Source organism: Rhodococcus sp. KBS0724 (assembly GCF_005938745.2).
Taxonomy (GTDB): Bacteria; Actinomycetota; Actinomycetes; order Mycobacteriales; family Mycobacteriaceae; genus Rhodococcus_F.
The window spans coordinates 1335495-1361526 of sequence record NZ_VCBX02000001.1 but is presented as its reverse complement, the minus strand read 5'-3'; the positions used below and the strand labels follow the sequence as shown (position 1 = coordinate 1361526).

Here is a 26032-nt window from a genome sequence, read left to right as displayed (position 1 = left end):
CATGTCGGAGTCGGAAAAACCGCAGAGCCAAAGCCAGGAATCGGTGCTCGAACGCCACGCCTCATGGATCGAATTGTTCTTCGACCTCGTTGTTGTCGCGGGCATCGGACAGCTCGCCCATCTACTCCACGGCGCGCCGAACTGGTCGGACTTCGGTCTCTATGCCCTGCTCTACCTCGCATTCTGGACTGCGTGGGCGTGTTTCACGATGTACGGCAACGTCGCCGGGGATCGCGTGCGCATTCCGAGCATGTTGATCGCGATGTTCGGGTTGGCCGTGATGATGGCCGCCGTCGCGGGAATTCAAGAGAACCACGCCCTGGCCTTTGCCGTCGCGTACGTCGCCGTCCGGTTGCTGGCGGGCCGAGTCTGGCGCGACGGCCAGATCGTGGTGGACTGGCCGATCGCACAGATGTCGCTGGGCATCGTGCCCTGGATCATCTCGTTCTGGGTCGAGGGCGACGCCCGGTACTGGCTGTGGGCAGTCGGCGTCACGATCGATCTGCTCATCATGTTTGTGGTATCCGGGTCCGCCGTCATGGAGGACGCGCAGGAAAAACTGGACCGGGTCATCAGATTCCGCGGCAACAAAGACGACCGGATTCCCGAACTCGAAGCCCTGCACTCCGATCGGGCGCATCTCGCCGAACGCCTCGGCCTGTACGTCATCATCGTGCTCGGCGAGGGCGTCATCCTGGTCATTTCCGCAGCGTCGAAACTGGTCTGGGACTCGACGGTCGTCAGCCTGGCCGTCGTCCTTCGTTCTGCTTGCCGCGATGTGGTCACTGTCCCTGCTGTACGGCAATGCCGGTGTCCCACACCTACGTTCCGGCACCTTCCCGGCGCGGATCGACATGGCACTGCACTGCTTCACCACCGGCGCCATCGCAGTACTGGTCGCCGGATTGGGCGCAGCCACCGAACACGGAGCCGAACACACCCCGGCAAGCCTGCGGTGGCTGCTGTGCGGAAGCGTCGCAGCCTATTTCGGAATCAGCGCCATTGCCGGACTGTTTGCCCGTTCCGATTCGCGGTGGCTCCTGGGGTGGGCGCTGCCGTGCACCGCAATTCCCTTGATCGTCGGCTTTGCCGGCACTCACATGAGCGCAACGTGGATCATCTGGGTGCTCGTCCTGACCGTGGCCTGGCAGAACGGCTACGAGTACGCGCAGGTGCGGCGCACCCGCCGAACCGCTGTGCGCCTTTGATAACCGCCCACGGTTGACAAAGGCGCACAGCACAAATCACCCTACGGTCACACCCGTACGAACGTCAGGTGCACCCAACCGTGCCGCATCCGCGGTCAGATCGTCGGGCTGCTCCTGAGATTCCCGCTCTGCTGCGACGCGCAACCGGTAGTGCTCGATCTCCTCGGCGATGTGCTCGGTTGTCCAACCCAACACCGGTGCAACCAGTTCCGCTACTTCGGCAGCTGCCGCGTCGCCGCGATCGGTGACCTCGATGGAGATACGAGTACGACGGGTCAGAATGTCGTCGAGATGCTGCGCACCCTCGTGGCTCGCGGCGTAATGGATCTCCGCCTTGAGGTACTCGGGGGCGGAGTCCAACGGTCGGCCCAACTCCGGTCGCGCCTCGATGAGTGCGAACAACTCGTCCGCCAGCGTGCCGTAGCGTCCCAGTAGGTGTTCGATAGTCGAAACGTGCAGTCCGGTGCGCTCAGCGGTGAGGTGCCGATTGTTGTGCGCGGCAAAGTAACCGTCGGCGCCCACCAACTGAATACGCTCGGTGCACGATTTCGGCACCTTCTGCTCCAGACCGTGGACCGCCGAATCCACTGCGTCCTTGGCCATCACGCGGTAAGTGGTGTACTTGCCACCGGCCACCACGGTCAAACCACGAACCGGACTCGACACCGCATGTTCTCGCGAAAGTGTGCTGGTCGAATCCGATTCGCCGAACAGCAACGGACGCAGTCCTGCATACACGCCGACGACGTCCTCGTGCGTCAACTCGTCCTGAAGGAGCTTGTTGACATGACCGAGGATGTAGTCGATGTCGCTTCGGCTGGCTGCCGGATGCGCGAGGTCGAGGTTCCAGTCGGTGTCCGTTGTGCCGATGATCCAGTGGCTTCCCCACGGAATCACGAACAGCAGACTCTTCTCGGTCCGCGTGATAATTCCGGTCGAGGAGTTGATGCGGTTACGCGGGACAACGAGGTGCACACCTTTGGACGCGCGGACCTGGAATTGTCCTCGCCCACCGACCATTTCCTGAATCTCGTCAGTCCACACGCCGGCCGCATTGATGACCTGGCGAGCGCGGATCTCGAACGCGCGACCGGTTTCCAAGTCGACGGCCTTCACCCCGACAACCCGGTCCTCCTCGCGGAGGAAACCGACGACGCGTGTGCTGTTGACGCACAGCGCGCCGTACTCGGCGGCCGTGCGCGCCAGCATCATCGTGTGCCGGGCATCATCTACCTGACCCTCGTAGAACTTGACCGAACCGCGGATGGCAGAACGCTTTCCGGAAGGGAACGATTCGAGAGTCTTCTTCTTGCCCACATGCTTGTGGTGTGAGGGAACCCCACGGCCGGCGCCCATGACGTCGTAGACGCCGATACCCAGACCGACGTACGGCCGGTCGATCAGCTTCTCGAGCGGGTAGATGAACGGCACCGGCTTCGCGAGATGCGGGCACAGCGAGTTCAGTACCAGGGACCGCTCACGCAGTGCCTCGAACACGAGCGCAAAATTGAACTGCTCGAGGTAACGCAGACCGCCGTGGAACAACTTGCTGGACCGACTCGAGGTTCCGGACGCGAAGTCGCGAGCCTCCACCAAGCCCACCTTCAAACCGCGAGTTGCGGCGTCGAGCGCACTACCCGCGCCGACCACACCACCGCCGATGACCAGGACGTCGAGTTCGGTTTCTTCCAACTTCTTCAGCGACTCCGCCCGCGAGGACGGGCTCAATGCTTGTGCTGTGCTCATGAAAACTGTTCCTTCACTTGAAAATAAGTAGAAATGTGGGCGTCGCGATCAGTCCGCGTCGACCCAGTCGAGTGTCCGAGTGACGGCCTTCTGCCAGCCGGCGTACAACCGCTCGCGCTCGGCCGAATCCATCGACGGTGTCCAACTCTTGTCCTTCGCCCAGTTGCTGCGGATGTCGTCCTCGCTCCCCCAGTACCCGACCGCGAGGCCGGCGGCGTAGGCCGCGCCCAATGCCGTGGTCTCGGCCACGACGGGACGGATCACCTCGACGTCGAGCAGATCGGCTTGGAACTGCATGAGGAGTTCGTTCGCCACCATGCCGCCGTCGACCTTGAGAACTTTCAGATCGACACCCGAGTCGAGGTTCATCGCGTCGATGACTTCACGGCTCTGATAGGCGGTCGCTTCGAGGACAGCGCGGGCAAGGTGGCCCTTGTTGACGAACCGGGTCAGACCGACAATCGCGCCGCGGGCGTCCGCACGCCAGTGCGGGGCGAACAGACCCGAGAACGCAGGCACGAAATACGCCCCGCCGTTGTCGTCTACCGAACGCGCATCCACCTCGATATCTGCTGCAGTGCTGATCATTCCGAGGTTGTCCCGCAGCCACTGCACCAGCGAACCGGTTACGGCGATCGATCCTTCCAGTGCGTACACCGTGGGCTGCTCGCCGATCTTGTAACAGACCGTCGTCAACAATCCGTTCTTGCTCATCACCTTTTCGGTGCCCGTGTTGAGGAGCACGAAGTTGCCGGTTCCGTAGGTATTCTTCGCTTCGCCGGGCGAGAGGCAGGCCTGACCGAAGGTGGCGGCCTGCTGATCACCGAGAATGCCGGCAATCGGCACTCCGGACAACGTGCCACGCTCACGGACGAATCCGAAGATCTCGGACGAGCTACGGATCTCGGGAAGCATCGATTCGGGGATTCCCATGTCGGCGCAGATCGCGGAATCCCAAGCGAGAGTGTCGAGATCCATCAACAGGGTGCGAGACGCGTTGGTCGGGTCGGTGGCGTGCACTCCGCCTTCGACGCCGCCGGTCATGTTCCACAGCACCCAGGTGTCCATCGTGCCGAAGCACAACTCGCCGGCTTCGGCCTTGTCGCGAGCACCGTCGACGTTGTCGAGTATCCACTTGACCTTCGGACCCGAGAAGTACGTTGCGAGGGGCAATCCGGTGACCGTTGTGTACTTCTTGGGCCCGTCATCGCCGGCGAGCGCCGTGCAGATCCGATCGGTGCGGGTGTCCTGCCAGACGATTGCGTTGTAGACGGGTTTCCCGGTCGCTCGTTCCCACACCACCGCTGTCTCACGCTGATTCGTGATTCCGACGGACGCGATGTCGGCCGCGGTCAGGTCCGCATTCGCCAAAGCGCCGGCGGTGACATTGCGGACGTTGTCCCAGATCTCGATCGGATCGTGTTCGACCCAACCGGCCTGCGGAAAGATCTGTGTGTGCTCGTGCTGTTCGACGGCAACCACGTGCCCACTGTGATCGAAGATCATGCAACGCGTGGAGGTGGTCCCCTGGTCTATCGCGGCTACGAACTGCGCCATCGTGCTACCCCTTTGGTGTTGAAAGAACGTGCAAGAGAATTGCTGTCAGAGATGTCGATCCGGCATTACGCCGGTATCGTGGCCGGCTCATCGGCCACCTTCTCCACAGACTCGTCGTCAGGTAGGAATCGTCCAACCAGCTTGTCGTAGAGGAAAACTCCGATCGGAGCGCCGATCAGGGGTCCCACAATCGGCACCCAGAAATACAAGCTCCCGTACTGGTCTCGCCACGCACTGCCGTAGCCGGTGACGAAGGACGCCAAGCGTGGACCGAAATCGCGTGCCGGGTTGATGGCGTAACCCGCGTTGGTCGCCCAGGCGAATCCGATTCCCACCACGATCAATCCGACGACGAAGGGCGCGAGATTCGCGAGCGGCGGAGTTCCGCGAGAATCGGTGACGGCGACGATGAGGAACAGCAGGATGGCCGTGCCGATGATCTGATCGATCAGTGCCGAGCCGAGACTGACCGGGAGCGTTCCGTTTCCGGGCATCGTCGAGAAGATCGTCTGCGTGGCCGTCGTATGTCCGGGATCGATGGCGTTGAGCATGTCGTTGTAATTCCACCGAACGATCAACGCCGCGACGAAAGCTCCCGCGGTCTGCGCCAGCGTGTACGGCAGCACCTTGCGCCAGGAGAATCCCCGGAAGATCGCAAAGGCGAACGTCACCGCAGGGTTCAGATGAGCACCCGTCACCCGGCCGGCGACATAGATGCCGAACATGACGCCCAGCCCCCAGGCCCACGCGATGCTGTCATGACCACCGAGACCCCCGCCGCTTCCGCCGGACACCACCTGCGCCACAACCCCGACGCCGAACAAGATCAAGATCATGGTTCCCGCGAACTCGGCTGCCAACTCGCCGGGAAGGCCCAATCGCTTGGCTTTCTCCATCGCCACCCTCACTCCGTTGTGATGCATGTCATAGTTTGGATTGCTGCACCCGTAGCGTAAGGCCCGTTGCACATTCATGCATAGCCTGTGCACATACGTGCAATTCGGTCATTTCTGCACCGTAATACGGGTAACGGACAGATTTCAGGGAATTTCGGACTGGAAGGACCGTCGCCTGCGACGACTCCGTTAAGATTCGGTTCAGCACGCTTGCACGAACGTGCAGACAGGACAATGTCATGGAATCCCCCACCTCCGACCCGGCGGACCCACGTATCTCCGACGCCGTTCAGGCCGCACGCCTCTACTACTTCCAAGATCAGACGATGGCTGCCATCGGCCGTGACATGGGTGTGTCCAGATCCACCGTCTCGCGCCTGATCACGTACGCACGAACTTCGGGGCTCGTCGAGATCAAGATCAGCACCCCGCACGGCCAAGCGCCTCGCATCGAGCGTGAATTCTCGGAGCGGTACGGAGTGCGTGCCCACGTGGTCACGGTGCCGGAACTGGTGGGAGATCTCGAACGGCTGGAGAAGGTCGCGACTTTTGCAGGACGGCTGCTGGCATCATTCTTCGACAGCGACATGGTGATGGGGATCGCCTGGGGAACCACTCTCAGCGAAGTCAGCAAGCACCTGGCCCCCAAACGCACCTACAACTCGTACGTCGTGCAACTCAACGGTGCCGCAAACACTCGCACCACGGGAATCTCGTACGCCAGCGACATCATCAGAACCATCGCCGACGCTTATGGCGCTCTCCCCCAAGGATTTCCAGTCCCCGCCTTCTTCGACTTTCCGGAAACCCGGGAGCACTTGTGGCGCGAGCGAAGCATCAAGCGCGTGCTGGACATGCAGAAGCGCATGGACCTGGCAGTTTTCAGCATCGGTGTCCCTGGCGGCAACGTGCCGAGTCACGTCTACACCGCCGGATACCTCGAACCTGATGAGGCAGAAGCACTTCGACGCGACGGTGTGGTCGGCGACATCGCAACCGTCTTCTTCCGGTCAGACGGGAGCTATCGCGGAATCGAACTCAACGAGCGCGCGAGCGGTCCGCGACTGGATCTTTTCGAGAAGGTCGCCAGACGCGTGTGCATCGTGGCCGGAACGGCAAAGCTGCCCGCACTCGAAGGAGCGCTCCGAGGTGGGCTGATCACCGATCTGATCATCGACGACGTCAGTGCCACCGCACTAGTGTCCTGACTGCTGAACCAACTTCTCGATTCCGTCCAGCAGAAGGCCCAGCGAGAAACTGAAATCGAAAGCATCGTTACCGGCGGCGTCGCCCTCCGGACTGCCGTCCTCGAAGCCGCCCTCCTCGATTGCAGCACTGAGGTACGGAAAGTCCTCACGATTGATGACCCGAGCGATGAGGGCGCCGTAAGCGACGTCGTCGTCGGCAGACTGCGCCGAGCGCGAAGCCAGGTCAGCCGAGAATCGAGCACGACCGATGACGAACAACGACACATTGGTCACCACCTGGAACTTCGACGCGGCGCTCAGGGCGACACCGTCGAGAGCGCCAAGTCCTGCGTCGAGCCACGCCATGTTGTTGGGCCCGGTCGGCGGGGCGGTGATGGGCAACTTGAGCCACCACGGCCGACTCAGCATCGTCGCGTACTCGTGGGTCGCCCACGCCTCGAGCTTGGCGCGCCAGGGCACTCCGTCGGGAATTACCGGCGGCGGACCGATCACCCGATCCGAAATCAGCTCGATCAGTTCGTCTTTGCTCGCCACGTAGCGGTAGAGCGACATCGTCGTGAACCCAAGAGATTTGGCTACCCGGCCCATCGACAGTGCCGTGATGCCTTCGGCGTCGGCAAGCTCGATCGCGCTGTCGAGGATCTGCTCGAGACTGAGCCCCTTCTTCGGACCCCGCGTTCCGGGCCGATCCAGTCCCCAGGCCAGTTCGACCGCCCTCGGTAGCGCGCCGCCATCCATACAGCTCCCACTCTTCGCTCTTGCCATCATCCTAGAACTGTGTACGCTATAAACAGGAGTTTATGACATACACAGTTCCCACTTGGAGGTCTCGATGCCAGGAACGATCCCCGCAATCTCGGTCCGCGGACTTCGCAAGCGCTACGGCGATCAGCAGGTTCTGAATGGACTCGATCTGTCGGTCCCGGCCGGATCGGTGTACGCCCTCCTCGGAGCGAACGGTGCCGGAAAGACAACGGCCGTAAGAATTCTCACCACCCTCATTCCCTTCGACGCCGGCAAGGTCACCGTCGCCGGCCATTCACTGCCTGGCGATCCCCAGAACGTTCGCCGACGCATCAGCGTCACCGGGCAGTACGCTGCCGTCGACACACTCCTGACCGGATCCGAGAACCTGACCCTCCTGGGCGAGCTGAATCACCTGGGCCGGAAGAACTCCCGGCGACGTGCCGAGGAACTGCTCGACCAGTTCGACCTGACGGACTTCGGCGACAAGCGCGCCGGCGACTACTCGGGCGGCATGCTCAGACGACTCGACATAGCGATGAGCCTCGTAGCGAAACCGGACGTCGTCTTTCTCGACGAACCCACCACCGGCCTGGACCCGCGGAGCCGCCACGAAATGTGGTCGATCGTTCGTGGCCTCACAGCATCCGGCGTCACGATCTTCCTCACCACCCAATACCTCGACGAGGCAGACGAATTGGCTGACACCGTGGGCGTTGTCAGCGGCGGCCGTCTGGTCGCCGAAGGAACACCGGAAGAACTCAAACGCCTTGTTCCCGGAGGCCACGTGGCACTGCAATTCGAGAACCTGGCTCAACTCGATCTTGCCGCGGCGTCACTTCCGCAGGCCCACTCGAATGCCGAAACCTTGACCCTGCACATCCCGTCCGACGGGGCGGTGCCGTCGATCAAAGCCATCCTCGACTCGATCGACGACCCGTCGATCACCGTCGAGAAATTCTCCGTTCACACCCCGGATCTGGACGACGTGTTCTTCGCGCTCACCGGATCAGGCCAACCCGAGATTGCGAGCGTTCGATGAACTCCACCATGACCATCGATTCCGCGGTGATGCTGCGCCGAAATCTCAAACACGTTCTACGCAGTCCTGATTCGATGATCACCGCAATAGCCCTGCCGGTCATGCTCATGCTGCTGTTCGTCTACGTCTTCGGCGGGGCCATCAACACCGGCACCGAATACATCGACTACGTCGTGCCGGGCATCATTCTGCTGTGCGCCGGTTTCGGCGCGTCGACCACCGCGGTCAGCGTCTCGAGTGACATGAAAGACGGGATCATCGACCGCTTCCGAACGCTGGCGATCAGTCCGTCCTCCGTGCTGACCGGACATGTGCTGGCCAGCGTCGTCCGCAATGTACTGACTACGGCGATCGTTGTCGTCGTCGCTCTGATCATGGGATTTCGGCCGACCAGCGATCCGGTGCGCTGGCTCGGCGTCGGCGCGGTAATCATCGCCTTCGTATTCGCCATGTCGTACCTCTCGACGGCCCTGGGACTCCTGGCCCAGAACCCGGAGGCGGCAAGCGGATTCACCTTCGCCATCATGTTCCTGCCCTACGTCAGCACCGCCTTCGTGCCGGCCGAGACCATGCCGTCGTGGCTGCAAGGGTTTGCAAGGCACCAGCCGGTGACCCCGATCATCGAGACGGTGCGCGGCCTCTTGATGGGCACGCCGATCGGGAACAGCGCCGTCATCGCACTCGCATGGTGCGTGGGCATCGCCGCTGCGGGATTTGTGTGGTCGAACTGGCTCTACCGCCGAAAGACGGCGCGCTGACCATACAAGAAAGCCCCACACCTGACGGTGCGGGGCTCTCCTGCTGCACAGTGAATTACTTGGCGTCCAGCAGATCGATCACGAAGACCAAGGTCTTGCCGGAAAGCTGGTGTCCTGCACCGGCGGGGCCGTATGCCAGCTCCGGCGGGATGGTGAGCTGACGGCGTCCGCCGACCTTCATGCCGGGGATTCCGTCCTGCCAGCCCTTGATCAGGCCGCGAAGCGGGAACTGAATGGACTCGCCGCGGCTCCAGGAAGAGTCGAACTCTTCACCGGATTCGAACTCGACACCGACGTAGTGAACGTCGACGGTTCCGCCGGGAACGGCTTCGGCGCCTTCTCCGACAACCAGGTCCTTGATGACCAGGTCGGTCGGCGCGGGGCCTTCCTGAAACTCGATTACGGGCTTGCTACTCATGATGTCCTCCTCGTTGAGGCGAATATTGGGGGCAGAAGACTAGCGGGACGTTATGTCGCTAGGTCACGCGTCAGCGGGACGTAATGTCTCTGTAGTCGCGCTCGGTGTAGCCGGTGTAGATCTGGCGGGGGCGGCCGATCTTCGTGGCCGGATCCTCGTGCATTTCACGCCAGTGTGCAATCCAGCCGGGCAGGCGGCCCATGGCGAAGAGCACGGTGAACATGCGGGGCGGGAAGCCCATCGCGCGGTAGATCAGACCCGTGTAGAAGTCGACGTTCGGGTACAGCTTGCGCTCGATGAAGTAGTCGTCCGTGAGGGCGGCTTCTTCGAGCTGCATGGCGATGTTGAGCAGTTCGTCGTCGCCGCCGAGCTTGCCGAGGATGTTGTGCGCGGTCTCGCGGACCAGCGCGGCGCGCGGGTCGTAGTTGCGGTAGACGCGGTGCCCGAAGCCCATGAGCTTCACGCCGTCTTCCTTGTTCTTGACCTTGCGGACGAACTCGGCTGCGGTGCTGCCGTTTGCCTTGATGTCGTCGAGCATCTCGAGCACGGCCTGGTTGGCGCCGCCGTGCAGCGGGCCCCACAGTGCGTTGATGCCGGCGGACACCGAGGTGAAGAGGTTCGCGTCGGAAGAGCCGACCATGCGCACGGTGGACGTGGAGCAGTTCTGCTCGTGGTCTGCGTGCAGGATGAGCAGCATGTCGAGTGCCTTGGCGATCTCGGGATCACCCTGGTACGGCTCGGCCGGGAAGCCGAACGTCATGCGCATGAAGTTCTCGACCAGGTTCAGCGAGTTGTCCGGGTACAGGAACGGCTGTCCGACGGACTTCTTGTACGCGTAGGCCGCGATGGTCGGCAGCTTCGCGAGAAGGCGAATGGTGGAGAGTTCCACCTGTTCCGGGTCCTCCGGGTCCAGGGAATCCTGGTAGTACGCGGAGAGCGCGTTGACTGCGGAGGAAAGAACCGGCATCGGGTGTGCGTTGCGCGGGAATCCGTCGAAGAACCGCTTGAGGTCTTCGTGGAGCAGAGTGTGGCGACGGATGCGGTCCGTGAAGGACTCGAGCTGTGCGTCGGTCGGTAGCTCACCGTAGATCAGCAGGTAGCTGACCTCGATGAAGGTGGACTTACCTGCCAACTGCTCGATGGGGTATCCGCGGTAGCGCAGGATTCCCTTCTCGCCGTCGATGTAGGTAATTGCGGAACTGGTGGATGCGGTGTTAACAAAGCCGGGGTCAAGGGTGGTGTACCCCGTATCTGCCAGCAGCTTTCCCAGTTCGATGCCGTCATTGCCCTCGGTTGCCCTGGCAATGGACATCGTGTGCTCACCACCGGGGTAAGTAAGCGTGGGCTTTGTGTCATTGTCAGCGGGCACGAAGGATCCCTCTCAAGCTCAAACCAACGAGTAACTACATACGATCAACTAGAAACTAGTCGCACCGAACACGACGCGCCCAGGGAGGGTCGCTCCACGGGGGTTTTGCCGGTCGATCAGCGTCGGACATATGCCCCTAAACTGCAACAGGTTTCAGAGTGCTGAAACGCTGGGCTCCGATGCACATTCCGGGATTCACTCATGGCTGTGATCTGGACTTTCCTTCTCGCGCAACGCCTCACAGATTCAGCATTCCCGGGCAAAATGTGCTGTCGAATCGAACTGCGTTCGGCAAAGCGCGGCCATCGAGACTTCGCAGCCGTTTGTTACAGGCTCCCACTATCTGGGATGCGGATCACAATGCCAGGCGCTCGACCCCAGGATCACACCGCACGGATCCCCCACACGCCTGACCACGTTTCGCCTGGGCCGAGAATCAACATGTCGATTCCCGAGTTGAAAGCGTCCGGTGGGCACGTCATCGGTTCGAGTGCCAAAGCCCGACCACGGTCGGGGTAGCCCTTACCGTTTGCGGGATCTGCGATGAAGGCTTGAATCCACGGGAACTCCCGCGTCGTCCACAGAGCCGTCCCGGTCCCGTCCGGCGCAAGCAACTCATGCTGAGTGCGGCCGCTACCGTCGACCACGTCCAACGCACTGAACGGTGTGTCCAACTGCAGACCTTCGAGTGGGCGCGGGGTCCGGAAATCGAATTCCGTACCCTCGACGGCCTGCGAATACGCGTTGGGCAGCATCCGCTCCGGATCGATCGGCAACCGTGTTCCCGCAGCCAGGTGCAGTGAGCACTCGTCGAGCGGGAAATCACCGACGCGGATGAACGGATGGATGCCCAGCCCGAAGGGCGACGGTGTTGCGCCCTTGTTCGTCGCGGTGTGGGTAACCGTCAATCCTGTTTCGTCCACCGAATAGACGATCGACAGAACAAGGGGGTACGGCCATCCTTTGTGCAGCCCGACGTCCACCGACAGTTCGACGCGATCGAAGGTGTGATCGACGAGGTTCCAATTGCGACGACGCACAAAACCGTGGCTGGCGTTGTTCAGGTCCGGTTCCGTGATCTCGAGTTGATGCTCGATACCGTCGAACATGAAGTGCCCGTCCCGAATCCGATTGGGCCACGGCGCCAGTACCAACCCGGCGGACAATGGTGGTTTCGATCCCAGTTCCCAGGTTTCGGTGAGCGCGCGTTTGCCGGACGGCCCCTCGTGATCGAGCAATCGCAAACCTGCTCCGGCTGCCGCGATTTCGGCGCGATAACCCCCACCACGGATCTCGAAGCCGCCCTTGCCCGTGCTGTGCGGTTGCGTCATGGAATCAGTTTCCCCCACAAACCGCCCACATACTAGGACGTCAGACGGCGCGTCCCACCTTGTAAGCGGCAAATGTCGGGAACATGAGTGTCGCCACGACGACGCCGATTACCACCAGAACGCCACCACCGGCCGCCGCCACTCCCGTTCCGAACAGGAATGCGGCACCGCCGTGCACTACGTCGCCGATACGCGGACCGCCCGCGACAACCACGATGAACACGCCCTGAAGCCGGCCACGCATGTCGTCGGTGGCCACTTGCTGGAGCATCGTGCTGCGGAAGGCAGCCGAGATCATGTCGACGGCGCCGCCGAACGCGAGGAATACCACCGCAACCCACAGCAGAATCGCGCCGGATCCAGGACTTGCGTAGTACACCGCCGTGCCGAAGCCGACCATCGACAGTCCCCACAGAGCTATGCAGACCAGAATCGCCCGCCCCTGATATTGCACTCGCGGTAACCATCCCGAGAACACACCACCGAGAACAGCACCCGCAGACATCGCCGCGAACAACAGACCGAGCGCAAAGCCGCCGGTGACAGGATCACCGAACGATTCGTGCGCGATTTCCGGGAACAATGCGCGCGACATACCGAACACCATCGCGATGATGTCGACGACAAACGACGCGAGCAGCACCTTCTGTGTAGCCAGATAGGCAAAGCCGCCGAGGACCTCGCTCAGACCGGCCCGTCGCGACGTCCCTGTCGGCGGAATCGCCGGCAGCTTCCACACCGCCCACAACGTGGCGAGCAGGAAGATCGAGTCCAGCAGATACAGCAGTTGCAGCCCAGCCGTCGGAATGAGCACGCCGGCCAGCATCGGTCCCGCGATCGCACCGAATTGCACGACCGTCATGTTCAGTGAGTTCGCGGCAGGCAGCTGTCTACCTGGAATCAACCGCGGAATGATCGCCGCGCGTGTCGGCTGATTGACCGCGAAGAATGCCTGCTGCACGGAGAACAGCACGAGTACGAGCCAGACGTTGTTCACCCCGAGCGCCGCCTGGATCCACAGCAACACCGACGTGACACCGAGTCCGACCGTCGTGATCATCAGCAGCCGTCGTCGATCCATCACGTCGGCGAGGGCACCGCCCCACAAACCGAAAACGATCAACGGAACAAGACCGAAGATTCCCGTCAGGCCGACGTACGCCGAGCTTCTGGTGATCTCGTACACCTGCTGCGGGACGGCCACAACGCTGAGCTGGGCGCCGATAACGGTGACGATGCCGGCGATCCACAGCCGGCGGTAGTCGAGATTTTCGAGCGGAGTCGTGTCCGCGAGAACCCGCCTCACGGTTGGAGACGAACTGCGGACCACTGACCGTCGACGACGGTGGTGCGGACCCGATTGTGCATACGGTTGGCGCGGCCCTGCCAGAACTCGACAGACTCCGGCCGGATCAGAATCCCGCCCCAGTGCGGCGGCACGGGAATCTCGCCGTCGACGCCGAAGCGCGCGGCCACCTCACGGAGTTGTTCGTCCAAGACTGCACGTGATTCGACGGGCTGCGACTGATGGGACGCCCACGCGCCGAGCTGCGAACCCCGCGGACGGGTTCGCCAATACTCTTGTGTAACTTGCGGACTCACGTGCTCCACAGCTCCTCGAACGATAACCTGACGGGCCAGGGTCAGCCAGGTGAAATTAGCCGACGCATACGGATGGGCGTCGAGTTGCCTGGCCTTGTCCGAACGGTAGTTGGTGAAGAAGAGAACGCCATCCTCGGAGAGTCCCTTGCACAACACGGTCCGCGATGTGGGGTGGCCGTGCTCGTCGAGGGTGGAGAGCGTCATCGCATTCGGTTCCGGCGCATCCGCCTCGACGGCGTCCAGCAGCCACTGCCGCATCAGCGACAACCAACCGTCGGCGACCGCACTTACGTCCAACTCGACGCGCATCCGATCGTGTACCGCCTCGGATTCACTGCCTGGTTGCGGGTACCCCACACGCATCGCAGCGAGTTCACTGTTCACCACCACCGGGTCCTGACGTTCCTTCGACACAGCCCAGAACGCTACTCCCGGGTACCAACCCGCCACCGACTACTCGGCACGCGCTAAAGTTTGCCGTGGCTAGACCCGATCCGAACCGCGAGCCGCACCAGCGACAGCAGCCGAATCGGGACGAGACGATTGCGCAGTACAAAACACGGTGCGTGCTCATCCCTGCGAGCACCGAGGCGCAGTCACGGAAGCTGAGGCAGTGCGACTGTAGACCTGGCGCACTCGAACGAGGAGAGTCCACGAGAATGGCAGCGAGCGCAGCAATACCGGACGATTTTGTGAGCGGACTCGAAGGCGTTGTCGCCTTCACCAGCGATATCGCCGAACCTGACAAGGACGGCGGCGCTCTGCGCTACCGCGGCGTCGACATCGAAGACCTGGTCGGCCAGAAGGTAACCTTCGGCAACGTCTGGGCACTACTCGTCGACGGCCGTTTCGGCCCCGGCCTGCCGCCGGCCGAGCCGTTCCCCCTCCCCATCCACACCGGTGACGTCCGCGTCGATGTCCAGGCCGGACTGGCGATGCTGGCACCCATCTGGGGTTACGAGCCACTCCTCGACATCGATGACGACACCGCTCGCGATCAGCTCGCCCGCGCGTCCGTCATGGCTCTGTCGTACGTCGCGCAGTCCGCTCGCGGCATCTACCAGCCGGCAGTTCCGCAGAAGCGCATCGACGAGGCCAAGACGGTCACGGAACGCTTCATGGTTCGCTGGAAGGGTGAGCCCGATCCGGCACACGTCGAGGCAATCGACGCGTACTGGGTCTCGGCAGCCGAGCACGGCATGAACGCCTCCACCTTCACCGCCCGAGTCATCGCCTCCACCGGCGCCGACGTTGCGGCATCCCTCTCCGGCGCCATCGGCGCGATGTCCGGCCCGCTGCACGGCGGCGCACCGGCTCGCGTGCTCCCGATGATCGAAGAGACCGAGAAGACCGGCGACGCCCGCGCACTGGTCAAGGGAATCCTGGACCGCAAGGAAAAGCTCATGGGCTTCGGGCACCGCGTTTACCGCGCCGAAGATCCCCGTGCACGCGTGCTCCGCGCCACCGCCAAGCGCCTCAATGCTCCCCGCTACGAGGCTGCCGCAGCGCTCGAGCAGGCTGCACTCGCCGAACTGCGTGAGCGTCGTCCCGATCGCGCGATCGAGACCAACGTCGAGTTCTGGGCTGCAGTCATTCTCGACTTCGCCGAGGTTCCCGCGCACATGATGCCGGCCATGTTCACGTGTGGTCGCACCGCTGGTTGGTGCGCGCACATCCTCGAGCAGAAGCGTCTGGGCAAGCTTGTTCGCCCGGCAGCTATCTACACCGGCCCGGCACCGCGCACACCGGAGTCCGTCGAGGGCTGGGACCAGATCAGCCACGCGTAAGTTTCTCCGCAGTACATGCAACCGTCCGGGTACCTCTCAACGAGGTACCCGGCCGGTTGCATTATGTCGTCAGCGACGTCAGGAAACGCGTTCGGCGACAAGTGGAACCAACTGCTCGAGCGCAAACGGTATGGACAGCACCGAATTCGTCGAAAATGCGGCGGAGATATCCGAGTCACTGTCGAGGACGATGAAGCGTCCGTCCTTGACGGCCGGGATCTGCTGGAACAGAGCGTTGTTCGTGACGTCCGTGGTCGGCATGTAGATCGGCAACCCGATAACGAAGTCTGCGTCGAGCATGTCCAGGTTCTCCTCGGAGACCGGAATGAAAAAGTTCTCGGTGGGCACGGCCTGAACTCGCGGATTGTTCACGAATCCGAGTTCGGTCATGAAGTCGACTCGCGAGTCGCCCGTCACGTAGGCACCCCACCCTTCGGATGTGTAGGCGATCACGGTGACGGTCTTCCCGGCGAACTCCGGATATGCGGTCTTCGCTTCCGCGTACTGCGAGTCGATCTGAGCGAGTAGATCTTCGCCTTTCGCCGGCACACCGAGTGCCGTCGCGACCGATGTCACCTGGTCGTCGAGTGATGTGAGGTAGGCGTCACTTCCCGCCGGCATACCGACTGTCGGAGCGATCTTCGCGAGTAGGTCGTTTCGACTCTTGTCCCCGGAACTCTTCGTGTCGAGGATCAGGTCGGGAGCCAGAGCCGCGAGCGCTTCGAAGGACGGCTCCATGGTGCCGATCAGTTCTGGTGGGTTCTTGTACAACCCCTGCGCCCACGGTCCGACGCCGTCGCCGCCGAACGCGAGCCAGTCGCTGGCACCCACCGGCTGAGCTCCGAGCGCAAGAGCCGTCTCGGCGTCGCCCCAGCCGAGCGCCACCACCCGTTCCGGCTGGGATTCGATGGCTACCGCACCGAATTTGGTGTCGATGGTCACCGGGAACGCGCCACCGTCTGCGCCCCCTTCGGCCGTGGAGTCAGTCGTGTTCGAGGCGCACGACGTCAGAGCCATCGCGGTGACGAACAGCAAGGTTAGGGAGCGAATTTTCATGAGTGTCCTCGAGTTGTCGAATCGACGGTGGTGGCGATAGTAACCGAGCCGCAACGCTGGTGGTGGGCCTCGTTTTGTGGACCAACGGAGCGTTTCGACGCTCGTCACAGCACCTCGACCGTCCACCGCAACACCGCAGCCGTCTAAACTGACCCGGCAAAGGTTCCTCGACGTTTAGGACGCATTGACCAATGGCTGACGCTACCGCCCCGATCATCCCCGCCGATCTCAAGCCCGCTGACGGACGCTTCGGCTGCGGTCCTTCCAAGGTTCGCCCCGAGCAGCTGCAGTCCCTGGTCGACGTGGGCGCTTCGGTGTTCGGCACCAGCCACCGCCAGAAGCCGGTCAAGAACGTTGTCGCCAGCATCCGCTCCGGTCTCGCCGACCTGTTCTCCCTGCCCGAGGGCTACGAGGTTGTCCTCGGCAACGGCGGAACCACTGCGTTCTGGGATGCCGCTGCATTCGGCCTCATCCGCGAGAAGTCGCTGCACCTGACCAACGGCGAATTCAGCTCCAAGTTCGCTTCGGTCGCCAAGGCCAACCCGTTCATCGGTGACCCGATCGTCGTTTCCGCTGACCCGGGCAGCGCACCGGTACCGGTCTCCGACCCGTCCGTCGACCTCATCGGCTGGGCACACAACGAGACCTCGACCGGTGTATCGATCCCCGTCTCGCGTCCCGCCGGTTCGGAGAACGCCCTGATCGCCATCGACGCCACCTCCGGCGCCGGCGGACTGCCGGTCAACGTCGCCGATTCCGACGTCTACTACTTCGCTCCGCAGAAGTGCTTCGCTGCAGACGGCGGACTGTGGATCGCACTGATGAGCCCGGCCGCCCTCGAGCGCGTCGCGGAGATCAAGGATTCGGGACGCTGGACCCCCGACTTCCTGTCGCTGCCCATCGCCGTGGACAACAGCTCCAAGGATCAGACGTACAACACCCCGGCCCTGGCCACCCTGTTGCTCTTCGCCAACCAGATCGAGTGGATGAACAGCAACGGCGGCCTCGAGTGGACCACCGCTCGCACCGCGGATTCGTCCTCGCGCCTGTACAACTGGGCCGAGGCCAGCGAGTTCGCAACACCGTTCGTCGCTGATCCGGCACACCGCTCGCAGGTTGTCGGCACAATCGATTTCAACGACGACGTCGACGCAGCAGAGGTTGCAAAGATCCTGCGCGCCAACGGAATTGTCGACACCGAGCCGTACCGCAAGCTCGGCCGCAACCAGTTGCGCGTCGGCATGTTCCCAGCTATCGACCCCGACGACGTCACCGCACTCACCAAGAGCATCGACTGGGTTGTCTCGCAGCTCGGCTGAGTTGCACCCCTGTTTTACCTCTCACGCTGTTCACCTCTCACGCCGCCGGCCTCGACTCCTTACGCGAGTCGCGGCCGACGGCGTGATTGCGTTCATATCGGTACGCGAGGGCGCTGCCGGGAGTGTCCTGCCGGATTGGTCATCACAAATGAATTACAGTTGACTGCGGCGCAAAGTCGCGAGCCGGCGCGATAAGGGAGGTCAATGTGCGAGAGCTTCGAGTGATCGGACTTGAACCCGATGGATCGCATGTGGTGTGCGCCGACGCCGAAACCGGCCAGAAATTTCGTCTCCCTGCCGACGACAAGCTGCGCGCAGCGTGCCGGGGTGATGTAGCTCGGCTCGGCCAGATCGAGATCGAGAACGAAAGCCAGCTCCGCCCCCGCGAAATCCAGGCCCGCATCCGATCCGGCGCGTCCGTCCAGCAGGTCGCCAAGGAAGCCGGTATCCCGGTCAGCAAGGTCGAGCGCTACGCATACCCGGTCCTTCTCGAACGCTCTCGAGCAGCAGAAATGGCGCAGGGCGGGCACCCGATCCGCGATAACGGGCCCACTGTACCGACGCTCGCGGAAATCGTGACTCACGCATTTCGTGCCCGCGGCCACACCATCGACGACGCCACGTGGGATGCCTGGCGCGACGAGGACAACCATTGGGTTGCGCAGCTGCAATGGCAGGCCGGACGCAGCACCAACGCCGCACATTGGCGCTATCAGCCGGACGCACATGGTGGAACCATCGTGGCGCTCGACGACACTGCCTTCGACTTGATCGATCCGGATTTCGGCCGCCCACTACGCGGTTTGGCGCCGGTGGTCTCCGAGCGACCCGAACTGTCACGGATCGATAACAACTTCGAATCCGACGAAGAAGTCAACGCTGAAACCGATACCCACGACGCCGTCGTCGTTGTCACCGAAATCCCTCCTGTCGCGGAAATCCCGGCTCGCGTAGACACTCCGGCTCACGTCGAGACTCCTGCGGTCGAGGCAGAGATCGACGTCGAGCCCGAACCGCAGTTGGAAGAAGAAACCCCGGAACCTGCCGAGGACGTCACACCCAAGGCAGCGCCGCAACAATCGTCGACCAAGGACAAGCGTGGAAAGCCCGCGCTTCCGTCATGGGACGACGTTCTCCTCGGTGTGCGTAGCAGCGGCCGCTGACGCTCCCGCCCGGAGCGTCTCGGCGGCAAAATCAGCGGCTGATTCGTCGTATTCTTCTAAGCAGTGAGGTTCAGGAGAGAGGGCGATCGGTGGCTGCACGTGTTTCAACAATTTGGTTTGTCGACAACAATGACGTTCGCGCTGAACTGAGTCTGTACCCGCAACCCGACCAGGCCGCAGCACTCGCGATTGCGCAGCGACTGCACCCCGGCAAAGAGTTCGAGTCTCTCGGCCCCCACCCACTGTCGATCGCTGCGACCGTACAACCCGGCTATCTCTTCATCGGCACCTACGAGAACATCAGCGTTGTCGCCAGTGCCGAGTTGAGTGCGTTCCTTCCTTCGGAACTTCCTGAGTCCTGGCTACTTTCGCCGCCCAGCCCGCTCACCTTCCTCGTCAGCTCGTCACCCGACCGCGCGCAGGGGTCCTTTGCCGTATGGGAAAACGGTCAGCTGCGACGCTCGTTCAGCGCGCTCCCGATCGACATCGTCGAGAACATCGGCATCCCACAAACCTGGGAGTTGCCCTACTGGTCGGGCGAGCACCCCTTGCGTTATCCCCCAGGCATTTTGCCCGATCCTCAAGCACTGCCGTTTCATCCCCAGCAGTTCGCCGAGGCCGCCAACGCGGAGTGGCTGGGATTCCGTTACACGGGCACGCCGCACGACGGCGATCTCGACAAGACTCAAATCCTGTTGTGGGGCTTCAAGATTCACCAGAAATCGGAAGTGCCGAAAACGACACCGCCGGCACCCAAGCCTGCGGAGCCTCCGATCGCAGCATCCCAACCGGAGAAGCTCCCGAAATCTGCTCCGACACCCACGCGGCCGGAAGAACCGGTTGTTGTTGCGCCCGAAGCGGATCCGCCGATCACCGAACCGAAGGCCAACGAACCGAAGGCCCGGACACCTGAACGCGTCGCACCTCAGCCTGTCACACCTCGGCCTGTCACACCTCGGCCTGTCGCCCCCGCGTCCATTCAACCCGAGTTCACCGATGCACTGGAAGTCCCCGAAGAGCCCAACCCCGAGGCCGCAACCCCCGAACCGAAGAAGCGCAACCGTCTGGCGCGATACTTCGGCTTCCACTGAGCAATCGGGTGTTCACGGCAATCGGGCCTTCGCGGCTATCAGGCGATCGCGGCTATCCACCCCAACGGAATACCTACTACGGCACCGTAAACCACCCATCGCCAGATGGGAACGGCCCGCCACCGCCACACGGTGGGAGCCAAACCGGCCACTGCGATGACGTTGACAGCAAAGGCAAGAAACACGTTGACGTGTGCCAGGCCCTCACTGAACGCGCCTACCGCGGCGGTGGACAGCATTGCGGCGAAGATCGATACCGCAACGCCGGTGAACCAGGGAGTTCTGGTCGGCATTACTGCCGGGTCCTGACTCGTTCATAGAAGGCCATTGCCGCGGCGGTGGCGACGTTGAGTGAATCCGTACCCGGAGCCATGGGGATTTTCGCGCGAATATCCGTCGCACGCATGGCATGTTCGGTCAGACCAGGGCCCTCGGCGCCGAGCAGGAGAGCTACCTTGTCCCCGGTCATCGCTTCGGCCAGTGTCACGGCCTCAGGATTGGGCGTGAGCGAGATAAGCTGAAAACCGTTGCTGCGCAATTCTTCCAGGTCGTACGGCCACTTCTCGACATGGGCAAACGGAACTCGGAGTACATGCCCCATCGACACTCGGACCGAGCGGCGGTAGAGCGGATCTGCGCAGCCCTTTCCGAAAAGTACGGCGTCGACTCCGAGTCCCGCGGCGTTACGGAACATCGAACCGAGGTTTTCGTGATCGTTGACACCTTCGAGGATGGCAATTGTTCGCGCGTCCGCCAGGATGTCCGAGACAGCAAGGGGCGCCGGTCTGGAAGCTGCGGCCAGCACGCCGCGGTTGAGATGGAATCCGACCACTTCGGCCATCACCTCCGCACTGGTTCGATAGAACGGCACGTCAACCCCGTCGAGGTCGTCGGCAAGTTCCTGCAGTCGACGCTCGACACCGAGAAGACTGATCGGCTCGAAGCGTGAGGTCAGCAGGCGCTGAGTGACAAATACCCCCTCCGCGATGACCAAACCCTTTCCTTCCGGCAGGTCGGGTCGACGATCGGAGGAGTTGAGATCGCGAAAGTCATCCAGCCTGGAATCGGCTGGATCTGAGATATCGATGACGTGAACCACGGCTTCTATCGTGCCGTATCGGACGACGTACTCAGTCACTGCTCCCGGCTGAGGTGATCAGTGATGCAAAATGGGCGTCGAGTACCTCGGTGATCGCAGCGCGGTTCACCCTCTCCGGATTGTTGACGCCGTGCGCGGCGAGGCCGTCGACCAGCGCGTGCAGACGCATCGCTTCACTGTCGACGGAACTCCCGGACCGAAGAAAACCCGCGTCACTCAGGGCCTCGACGAACTGCCGGAAGTGCCCGAACAGGGTTTGATCCGTCCGGTCCCTGACCACCGCCAAATCCGGTTCGGTTCGCGATGCGGCGGCGAAGGCTTCCCAGACCTGCATTTCTTCGCGGCGGTCAGGGTCGAGGGGAACAAATTGGTCGGCAAATTGGCGTATGGCCCGCCTGATGTCGGGATCGAACTCGATGTCGGCGATTCGGTTCTCGACGCGGAGTGAGACCAATTCCATGGCGAAGAGCAGGAGCTCGGATTGAGTCGCGAAGAAATGCCGCAGTGAACCTGTGGACATGCCTGCCTCGTCGGCGACGGTGCGGACACTGGCCGCGGCCATCCCGTCGCGTCTGACCACACGCCAGACGGCTTCAGCGATCTGTTCACGCCGCTCTTCGGAACTGGGTCGTTTCACCACTTCACAAAACTAACACAACTGTGCTAGTTTTCCTTCACTAACACAGTCGTACTAGAAATGAGTTCCCATGATCGTCACACTCATCGTTGCCTGCGAGATCATGTTCTGGGTTTTCATCGCGGCCGGGCTGACTACTCGTTATCTGTTTCGGAAGCCCGGCATCGGCGCCGCACTCTTGATCTGTGCTCCCCTGGTCGACGTCGTACTTCTGGTCGCCACCGCACTCGATCTGCGCGGCGGCGGTCAGGCCAACGCGAGCCACGGACTGGCAGCCGCCTACATCGGCATATCCGTCGCATTCGGGCACAGCCTGATCTCGTGGGCCGACGCGCGATTCGCCTACCGATTCGCCGGTGGACCGAAGCCCGTCGCACCGCCGAAATACGGGACAGCACGGGCCATCCGAGAGTGGCGTGAATTCGGGAAAGCAGCATTGGCCTGGGCCATCGCGTGTGGGCTGCTCGGCGCCGCAATCGTCCTTGTCGACGACGCCTCGCGCACCGAAGCCCTGAGCAGTTGGATCCGCACACTCACCATGGTTCTCGCGGTGTGGAGTGCAATCGCCCTGAGCTACACCGTCTTTCCGAAACGAGAAAAGGTCACGGCGCGCGGTTAGCTTCCACCGCTTGCTCGGTCGCATCACAGACGACGGCCGGACGCAGGTCGAACACTGGCAGGCGTCCGCCGTCGTCCGGCATTTTCAACCGGAGTTTCAGGCCCTCGCTGCGCAGGAGGTACACGCCGGCCAGAGAGGCCGACACCAGCGAGATCGCGCCACCGATGATCAACGGTGCCCGCGGATCGACGGCGTCGGCCAACCAACCCAGCATCGGACTGCCCAGTGGCGTACCGCCGAGGAAGCTGAGCATGTAGATGCCCATGACCCGCCCCCGCATCTCCGACGGCACCGACATCTGCAGGATGTTCATCGCCGAGGTCGTGAAGGTCAGGGTCAGTGCACCGGTGGGAATCAGCATCAACGCCACCAGCGGGTACGTCGGCATCAATCCGACAGCGATTTCGAAGAGACCGAACGCCGCTGCCGCGCTGAGGAACGTTCGCAGTCGTGGCGCGTCCTTGCGTCTGGCGGCATACGCGGCGCCGGCCAAGGTACCGACCGCGAGGGTTGTGGAGAGCAATCCGTAGGCGTCGGCGCCGCGATCGAACGTGGTACGCGCCATCACCGCCAGGCTGATCGGAAAGTTCAAGCCGAACGTCGAGACCATGAAAACCGACACCATGATGACTCGCAGGTCCTTGCGACCCCACACGTATCGGAATCCGTCGCGCACCTGCCCCTTTGCGCGCGGCGTCGGATCCGACGGGACCAATTCCTTGGCGTTCATCAGCGCCAGAGCGACAAGCACACCACCGAAGGTCGCGACGTTGAGCAGGAACACCCAACCCGTGCCGATCAGGTTGATCAGCACCCCGGAGATGGCCGGTCCGATAATGCGTGCGGTGTTGAAAGTCATGGAGTTCAACGCAATTGCGTTCGACAGATGCTCTTTGCCCACCATTTCGATGGTGAACGACTGGCGCACCGGCGCATCCACCGCCGATACACAGCCAAGGGCAAATGCGATCAGATACACGTGCCACAGAGCAACGAATCCGCCGACGTCCAGGACACCCATCACCAACGCGCACAGCGCGCTCGCCCACTGCGTGAAGATGAGAATGCGTCGCTTGTCGTACCGATCGGCAAGGACGCCACCCCACACGGACAAGAACAGCGTCGGCCCGAACTGCAACGCCATGACAATGCCGACTGCCAGCGCATTACCGTCGGACAGCGTCAGAACCAGCCAGTCCTGAGCGATGCGTTGCATCCAGGTTCCGACCAAGGACACGATCTGTCCGGACGCCCAGAGACGGTAGTTACGGTTGCGGAGTGCGGCAAACATGCCGGATTCGGGGTCACGGGGCACTACCCCATCTTGCTCCTGCGGTCTTTCGCCTGAGCAACTACCTCGTCGGGAGGCTCTGCCGAGCGGCTATTCGGAGGCGCTGACGATCTTGGTGATGATCTCGACGGCGCCGCGAAGCGTGGCAAGATCCTCGGCGCTCAAGTCGGAGAGTTTCTCGTTCATCCAGGCCTCACGGGCGTGAGTCTCGTCGGCCAGTAGTGCCACACCCGCATCGGACAGGGTCACGATGATCTGACGACCGTCCGTGGGATGCGGTGAACGCTGCACCAACCCCAGTTCGGCGAGGGACGCCACCACCCTGGTCATCGAAGGCGGCTGCACCTTCTCTCGCGCCGCGAGTGCACCTGGGGTCATCGGTCCCTCTTGCGAGAGTGTCGCCACAGCGGACAGCTGTGTCAGGGATACCTGCGCATCGGCCCGTCGTCCTCGCAGATGCCTGCTCAGACGCACAACCGCCAATGACAGATCACTGGCGAGCGCTCGAGTTTCGGTGGTCACGCGAGAACAATACGTCAACAACTGGCCGGTAGCCGAGGTTATCGGTTACCAGCCAGTTGCAGGTTTACGTCAGGGCGTCGGTAATCGGCCCGACGGTGAAGTACGCAACGAACAGAGCCGCAACGATCCACAGCAACGGGTGGATCTTCTTGGCCCCGCCGGTAGCCGAGTGCAGGACTACCCAGGAGATGAATCCGACGCCGATGCCGTTGGCGATCGAGTAGGTGAACGGCATCACGATCATGGTCAGGAACGCGGGAAGCGCAACCGAGAACTGCGTGAAGTCGATGTCGCGAACCTGACCGATCATCAACGCACCGACGATGACGAGAGCCGGCGCTGCGGCCTCGATCGGCACCACCGAGTACAGCGGTGTCAGGAACATCGCGACCAGGAACAGCAGACCCGTCACCACGTTTGCCAGACCGGTACGAGCGCCTTCCGCGATGCCGGACGCCGACTCCACGAACACCGTGTTCGACGACGCAGATGCGCCACCGCCGACGATGGCACCGGCACCTTCCACGACGAGTGCCTTACCGACGTTGGGGAGATTGCCGTCCTTGTCCGTCAGTCCGGCTTCCTTGCCGAGTCCCGTCATCGTGCCCATGGCGTCGAAGAAGTTCGCGAGAACCAGCGTGAACACGAGGAGGCTGGCCGCCAGAACACCGATCCGGGTGAACGCGCCGAAGAGGCTGAATTCGCCGACCAGGCTGAGGTCGGGCATGCCACCGAACATGTCGGGAATCGCGGGAACACTGAGGTTCCAGCCCTTGGGGTTGGTTCCGAGCGACGGTCCGACGTCGGCAACAGCCTCGATGATCGCGGCCAGGATGGTCGTGGCGATGATGCCGATGAGTAGGCCACCACGAACCTTGCGCACCACGAGCACACCCATGATGAGAACACCGAAGATGAAGACCGCAGTCGGCCACGACGCGATGGAACCGTTGATGCCGAGTCCGACGGGAACCGTCGTACCTGCAGCGTCGGGAATACGACGGACAAATCCGGCGTCGACCAGGCCGATGAACGCGATGAACATGCCGATACCGGCGGCAATGGCCGACTTGAGTGCGTTGGGAATCGCGTTGAACACTGCGGTTCGGAAACCTGTGAGCGCCAACACGACGATGATGATGCCGTCGATGACCACGAGGCCCATGGCTTCCGGCCACGTGACCTGCGGGGCGATCGTGACGGCGAGCAGGCTGTTGATACCGAGGCCGGCCGCGATCGCAAACGGATAGTTCGCGATGATGCCGAACGCGATGCTCATCAGGCCGGCAACCAGCGCGGTGACCGCGGCCACCTGGTTGACCGGCAGGATGTTTCCGAGGACGTCGGTTTTTGCGACGGCGTCATCCGCCGAGAAGCTACCGAGGATCAGCGGGTTGAGAACCACGATGTACGCCATCGCGACAAACGAGACAACACCGCCGCGAACCTCCGTGGAGATCGTTGATCCGCGTTCACTGATCTTGAAATACGTATCGAGAATTTTCCCGGGTGCCGCCATCTTTTTCCCATCGCTGTCATAGGTCGCCGGTGTTCTTGCGCCGCCGTGTG

The 26032-nt window shown here is 62.5% G+C and carries 25 protein-coding genes; 9 read left to right on the top strand and 16 right to left on the bottom strand.

Annotation, left to right across the window (positions count from 1 at the left end):
• The first annotated feature begins 1 nt into the window (after position 1).
• On the top strand, positions 2 to 1225 hold the full coding sequence (locus tag FFI94_RS06285; RefSeq protein WP_260683881.1) for a low temperature requirement protein A: 1224 nt from the start codon (positions 2 to 4) through the stop codon (positions 1223 to 1225).
• Positions 1226 to 1244: 19 nt separating this feature from the next.
• Here FFI94_RS06285 and FFI94_RS06280 read toward each other — a convergent pair whose 3' ends face one another.
• From FFI94_RS06280 to FFI94_RS06270, 3 genes are all read right to left on the bottom strand, one after another.
• Complete coding sequence (locus FFI94_RS06280; RefSeq protein ID WP_138872228.1) at positions 1245 to 2954, bottom strand: glycerol-3-phosphate dehydrogenase/oxidase; 1710 nt, start codon at positions 2952 to 2954, stop codon at positions 1245 to 1247.
• A 48-nt stretch (positions 2955 to 3002) separates the two neighbouring features.
• On the bottom strand, positions 3003 to 4511 hold the full coding sequence (gene glpK / locus FFI94_RS06275; protein ID WP_138872227.1) for a glycerol kinase GlpK: 1509 nt from the start codon (positions 4509 to 4511) through the stop codon (positions 3003 to 3005).
• 65 nt (positions 4512 to 4576) lie between these two features.
• The gene (locus FFI94_RS06270; protein WP_138873628.1) at positions 4577 to 5407 is read right to left on the bottom strand and encodes an MIP/aquaporin family protein; all 831 of its coding nucleotides are present in this window, start codon (positions 5405 to 5407) and stop codon (positions 4577 to 4579) included.
• Between the two features lie 239 nt (positions 5408 to 5646).
• Here FFI94_RS06270 and FFI94_RS06265 point away from each other — a divergent pair, with 239 nt between their 5' ends.
• Positions 5647 to 6615, top strand: coding sequence for a sugar-binding transcriptional regulator (locus tag FFI94_RS06265; RefSeq protein ID WP_138872226.1), 969 nt, complete (start codon positions 5647 to 5649; stop codon positions 6613 to 6615).
• Here the strand turns inward: FFI94_RS06265 and FFI94_RS06260 are convergent.
• Positions 6604 to 7353, bottom strand: a complete 750-nt coding sequence (locus FFI94_RS06260) for a TetR/AcrR family transcriptional regulator (RefSeq protein WP_138873627.1) — start codon at positions 7351 to 7353, stop codon at positions 6604 to 6606. The genes FFI94_RS06265 and FFI94_RS06260 overlap by 12 nt on opposite strands.
• Before the next feature lie 94 nt (positions 7354 to 7447).
• Between FFI94_RS06260 and FFI94_RS06255 the strand changes: the two genes are divergently transcribed.
• Both FFI94_RS06255 and FFI94_RS06250 read left to right on the top strand, forming a co-directional pair.
• On the top strand, positions 7448 to 8401 hold the full coding sequence (locus FFI94_RS06255; RefSeq protein WP_138872225.1) for an ATP-binding cassette domain-containing protein: 954 nt from the start codon (positions 7448 to 7450) through the stop codon (positions 8399 to 8401).
• Positions 8398 to 9159 carry an ABC transporter permease gene (locus tag FFI94_RS06250; protein WP_138872224.1) on the top strand — a complete coding sequence of 254 codons (762 nt, stop codon included), beginning with the start codon at positions 8398 to 8400 and terminating at the stop codon, positions 9157 to 9159. Before FFI94_RS06255 ends, FFI94_RS06250 begins: the two co-directional genes overlap by 4 nt.
• Positions 9160 to 9214: 55 nt before the next feature.
• On the opposite strand, the gene FFI94_RS06245 is transcribed toward FFI94_RS06250, so the two are convergent.
• The 5 genes from FFI94_RS06245 to pdxH form a co-directional block, all read right to left on the bottom strand.
• Positions 9215 to 9577 carry an FKBP-type peptidyl-prolyl cis-trans isomerase gene (locus FFI94_RS06245; protein WP_003940440.1) on the bottom strand — a complete coding sequence of 121 codons (363 nt, stop codon included), beginning with the start codon at positions 9575 to 9577 and terminating at the stop codon, positions 9215 to 9217.
• 70 nt (positions 9578 to 9647) lie between these two features.
• The gene (locus tag FFI94_RS06240; RefSeq protein WP_138872223.1) at positions 9648 to 10946 is read right to left on the bottom strand and encodes a citrate synthase; all 1299 of its coding nucleotides are present in this window, start codon (positions 10944 to 10946) and stop codon (positions 9648 to 9650) included.
• 383 nt (positions 10947 to 11329) lie between these two features.
• Positions 11330 to 12277 (bottom strand): aldose 1-epimerase family protein, encoded by a 948-nt coding sequence (locus tag FFI94_RS06235; RefSeq protein WP_138872222.1) that lies wholly within the window; start codon positions 12275 to 12277, stop codon positions 11330 to 11332.
• A 40-nt stretch (positions 12278 to 12317) separates the two neighbouring features.
• Entirely contained in the window at positions 12318 to 13583 is a 1266-nt protein-coding gene (locus tag FFI94_RS06230) for an MFS transporter (RefSeq protein ID WP_138872221.1), read from the bottom strand.
• The gene (pdxH, locus tag FFI94_RS06225) at positions 13580 to 14293 is read right to left on the bottom strand and encodes a pyridoxamine 5'-phosphate oxidase (protein WP_138872220.1); all 714 of its coding nucleotides are present in this window, start codon (positions 14291 to 14293) and stop codon (positions 13580 to 13582) included. Before pdxH ends, FFI94_RS06230 begins: the two co-directional genes overlap by 4 nt.
• A gap of 245 nt (positions 14294 to 14538) precedes the next feature.
• Here pdxH and FFI94_RS06220 point away from each other — a divergent pair, with 245 nt between their 5' ends.
• A complete protein-coding gene (locus tag FFI94_RS06220) occupies positions 14539 to 15666 on the top strand; it encodes a citrate synthase 2 (RefSeq protein ID WP_138872219.1) in 1128 nt (375 codons plus the stop codon).
• Between the two features lie 78 nt (positions 15667 to 15744).
• Here FFI94_RS06220 and FFI94_RS06215 read toward each other — a convergent pair whose 3' ends face one another.
• On the bottom strand, positions 15745 to 16722 hold the full coding sequence (locus tag FFI94_RS06215) for an iron-siderophore ABC transporter substrate-binding protein (RefSeq protein ID WP_138872218.1): 978 nt from the start codon (positions 16720 to 16722) through the stop codon (positions 15745 to 15747).
• A gap of 191 nt (positions 16723 to 16913) precedes the next feature.
• Between FFI94_RS06215 and serC the strand changes: the two genes are divergently transcribed.
• The 3 genes from serC (at position 16914) to FFI94_RS06200 (ending at position 20295) form a co-directional block, all read left to right on the top strand.
• Complete coding sequence (gene serC / locus FFI94_RS06210; RefSeq protein WP_138872217.1) at positions 16914 to 18041, top strand: phosphoserine transaminase; 1128 nt, start codon at positions 16914 to 16916, stop codon at positions 18039 to 18041.
• Positions 18042 to 18247: 206 nt separating this feature from the next.
• On the top strand, positions 18248 to 19204 hold the full coding sequence (gene sepH / locus FFI94_RS06205) for a septation protein SepH (protein WP_138872216.1): 957 nt from the start codon (positions 18248 to 18250) through the stop codon (positions 19202 to 19204).
• A gap of 89 nt (positions 19205 to 19293) precedes the next feature.
• The gene (locus tag FFI94_RS06200) at positions 19294 to 20295 is read left to right on the top strand and encodes a DUF6928 family protein (RefSeq protein WP_260683879.1); all 1002 of its coding nucleotides are present in this window, start codon (positions 19294 to 19296) and stop codon (positions 20293 to 20295) included.
• A gap of 38 nt (positions 20296 to 20333) precedes the next feature.
• Here the strand turns inward: FFI94_RS06200 and FFI94_RS06195 are convergent, their stop codons facing one another.
• From FFI94_RS06195 to FFI94_RS06185, 3 genes are read right to left on the bottom strand one after another with little or no spacing between them, the layout of a single operon-like run.
• On the bottom strand, positions 20334 to 20588 hold the full coding sequence (locus tag FFI94_RS06195) for a DUF2537 domain-containing protein (protein WP_138872215.1): 255 nt from the start codon (positions 20586 to 20588) through the stop codon (positions 20334 to 20336).
• Entirely contained in the window at positions 20588 to 21394 is an 807-nt protein-coding gene (locus FFI94_RS06190; RefSeq protein ID WP_138873626.1) for an RNA methyltransferase, read from the bottom strand. Before FFI94_RS06190 ends, FFI94_RS06195 begins: the two co-directional genes overlap by 1 nt.
• Positions 21395 to 21425: 31 nt before the next feature.
• The gene (locus FFI94_RS06185; protein WP_185993138.1) at positions 21426 to 22034 is read right to left on the bottom strand and encodes a TetR/AcrR family transcriptional regulator; all 609 of its coding nucleotides are present in this window, start codon (positions 22032 to 22034) and stop codon (positions 21426 to 21428) included.
• Positions 22035 to 22101: 67 nt separating this feature from the next.
• Between FFI94_RS06185 and FFI94_RS06180 the strand changes: the two genes are divergently transcribed.
• Complete coding sequence (locus FFI94_RS06180) at positions 22102 to 22650, top strand: hypothetical protein (protein ID WP_138872214.1); 549 nt, start codon at positions 22102 to 22104, stop codon at positions 22648 to 22650.
• Here the strand turns inward: FFI94_RS06180 and FFI94_RS06175 are convergent.
• The 3 genes from FFI94_RS06175 to FFI94_RS06165 all read right to left on the bottom strand — a co-directional run bounded on the left by FFI94_RS06175 (position 22634) and on the right by FFI94_RS06165 (position 25982).
• Positions 22634 to 23941 carry an MFS transporter gene (locus tag FFI94_RS06175; RefSeq protein WP_138873624.1) on the bottom strand — a complete coding sequence of 436 codons (1308 nt, stop codon included), beginning with the start codon at positions 23939 to 23941 and terminating at the stop codon, positions 22634 to 22636. The genes FFI94_RS06180 and FFI94_RS06175 overlap by 17 nt on opposite strands.
• A 90-nt stretch (positions 23942 to 24031) precedes the next feature.
• Positions 24032 to 24463, bottom strand: coding sequence for a MarR family winged helix-turn-helix transcriptional regulator (locus FFI94_RS06170; RefSeq protein WP_138872213.1), 432 nt, complete (start codon positions 24461 to 24463; stop codon positions 24032 to 24034).
• Positions 24464 to 24527: 64 nt separating this feature from the next.
• Positions 24528 to 25982 carry an NCS2 family permease gene (locus tag FFI94_RS06165; protein WP_138872212.1) on the bottom strand — a complete coding sequence of 485 codons (1455 nt, stop codon included), beginning with the start codon at positions 25980 to 25982 and terminating at the stop codon, positions 24528 to 24530.
• Between the last annotated feature and the right edge of the window lie 50 nt (positions 25983 to 26032).

Coding starts and splice junctions, on each gene's coding strand:
- FFI94_RS06175 (WP_138873624.1), bottom strand. CDS start 23,941: ATGTTTGCCGCACTCCGCAACCGTAACTACCGTCTCTGGGCGTCCGGA.
- FFI94_RS06165 (WP_138872212.1), bottom strand. CDS start 25,982: ATGGCGGCACCCGGGAAAATTCTCGATACGTATTTCAAGATCAGTGAA.
- FFI94_RS06260 (WP_138873627.1), bottom strand. CDS start 7,353: ATGGATGGCGGCGCGCTACCGAGGGCGGTCGAACTGGCCTGGGGACTG.
- glpK (WP_138872227.1), bottom strand. CDS start 4,511: ATGGCGCAGTTCGTAGCCGCGATAGACCAGGGGACCACCTCCACGCGT.
- serC (WP_138872217.1), top strand. CDS start 16,914: ATGGCTGACGCTACCGCCCCGATCATCCCCGCCGATCTCAAGCCCGCT.
- FFI94_RS06245 (WP_003940440.1), bottom strand. CDS start 9,577: ATGAGTAGCAAGCCCGTAATCGAGTTTCAGGAAGGCCCCGCGCCGACC.
- FFI94_RS06270 (WP_138873628.1), bottom strand. CDS start 5,407: ATGGAGAAAGCCAAGCGATTGGGCCTTCCCGGCGAGTTGGCAGCCGAG.
- FFI94_RS06235 (WP_138872222.1), bottom strand. CDS start 12,277: ATGACGCAACCGCACAGCACGGGCAAGGGCGGCTTCGAGATCCGTGGT.
- FFI94_RS06220 (WP_138872219.1), top strand. CDS start 14,539: ATGGCAGCGAGCGCAGCAATACCGGACGATTTTGTGAGCGGACTCGAA.
- FFI94_RS06215 (WP_138872218.1), bottom strand. CDS start 16,722: ATGAAAATTCGCTCCCTAACCTTGCTGTTCGTCACCGCGATGGCTCTG.
- FFI94_RS06255 (WP_138872225.1), top strand. CDS start 7,448: ATGCCAGGAACGATCCCCGCAATCTCGGTCCGCGGACTTCGCAAGCGC.
- FFI94_RS06250 (WP_138872224.1), top strand. CDS start 8,398: ATGAACTCCACCATGACCATCGATTCCGCGGTGATGCTGCGCCGAAAT.
- FFI94_RS06195 (WP_138872215.1), bottom strand. CDS start 20,588: ATGCCGACCAGAACTCCCTGGTTCACCGGCGTTGCGGTATCGATCTTC.
- FFI94_RS06280 (WP_138872228.1), bottom strand. CDS start 2,954: ATGAGCACAGCACAAGCATTGAGCCCGTCCTCGCGGGCGGAGTCGCTG.
- FFI94_RS06180 (WP_138872214.1), top strand. CDS start 22,102: ATGATCGTCACACTCATCGTTGCCTGCGAGATCATGTTCTGGGTTTTC.
- FFI94_RS06285 (WP_260683881.1), top strand. CDS start 2: ATGTCGGAGTCGGAAAAACCGCAGAGCCAAAGCCAGGAATCGGTGCTC.
- FFI94_RS06265 (WP_138872226.1), top strand. CDS start 5,647: ATGGAATCCCCCACCTCCGACCCGGCGGACCCACGTATCTCCGACGCC.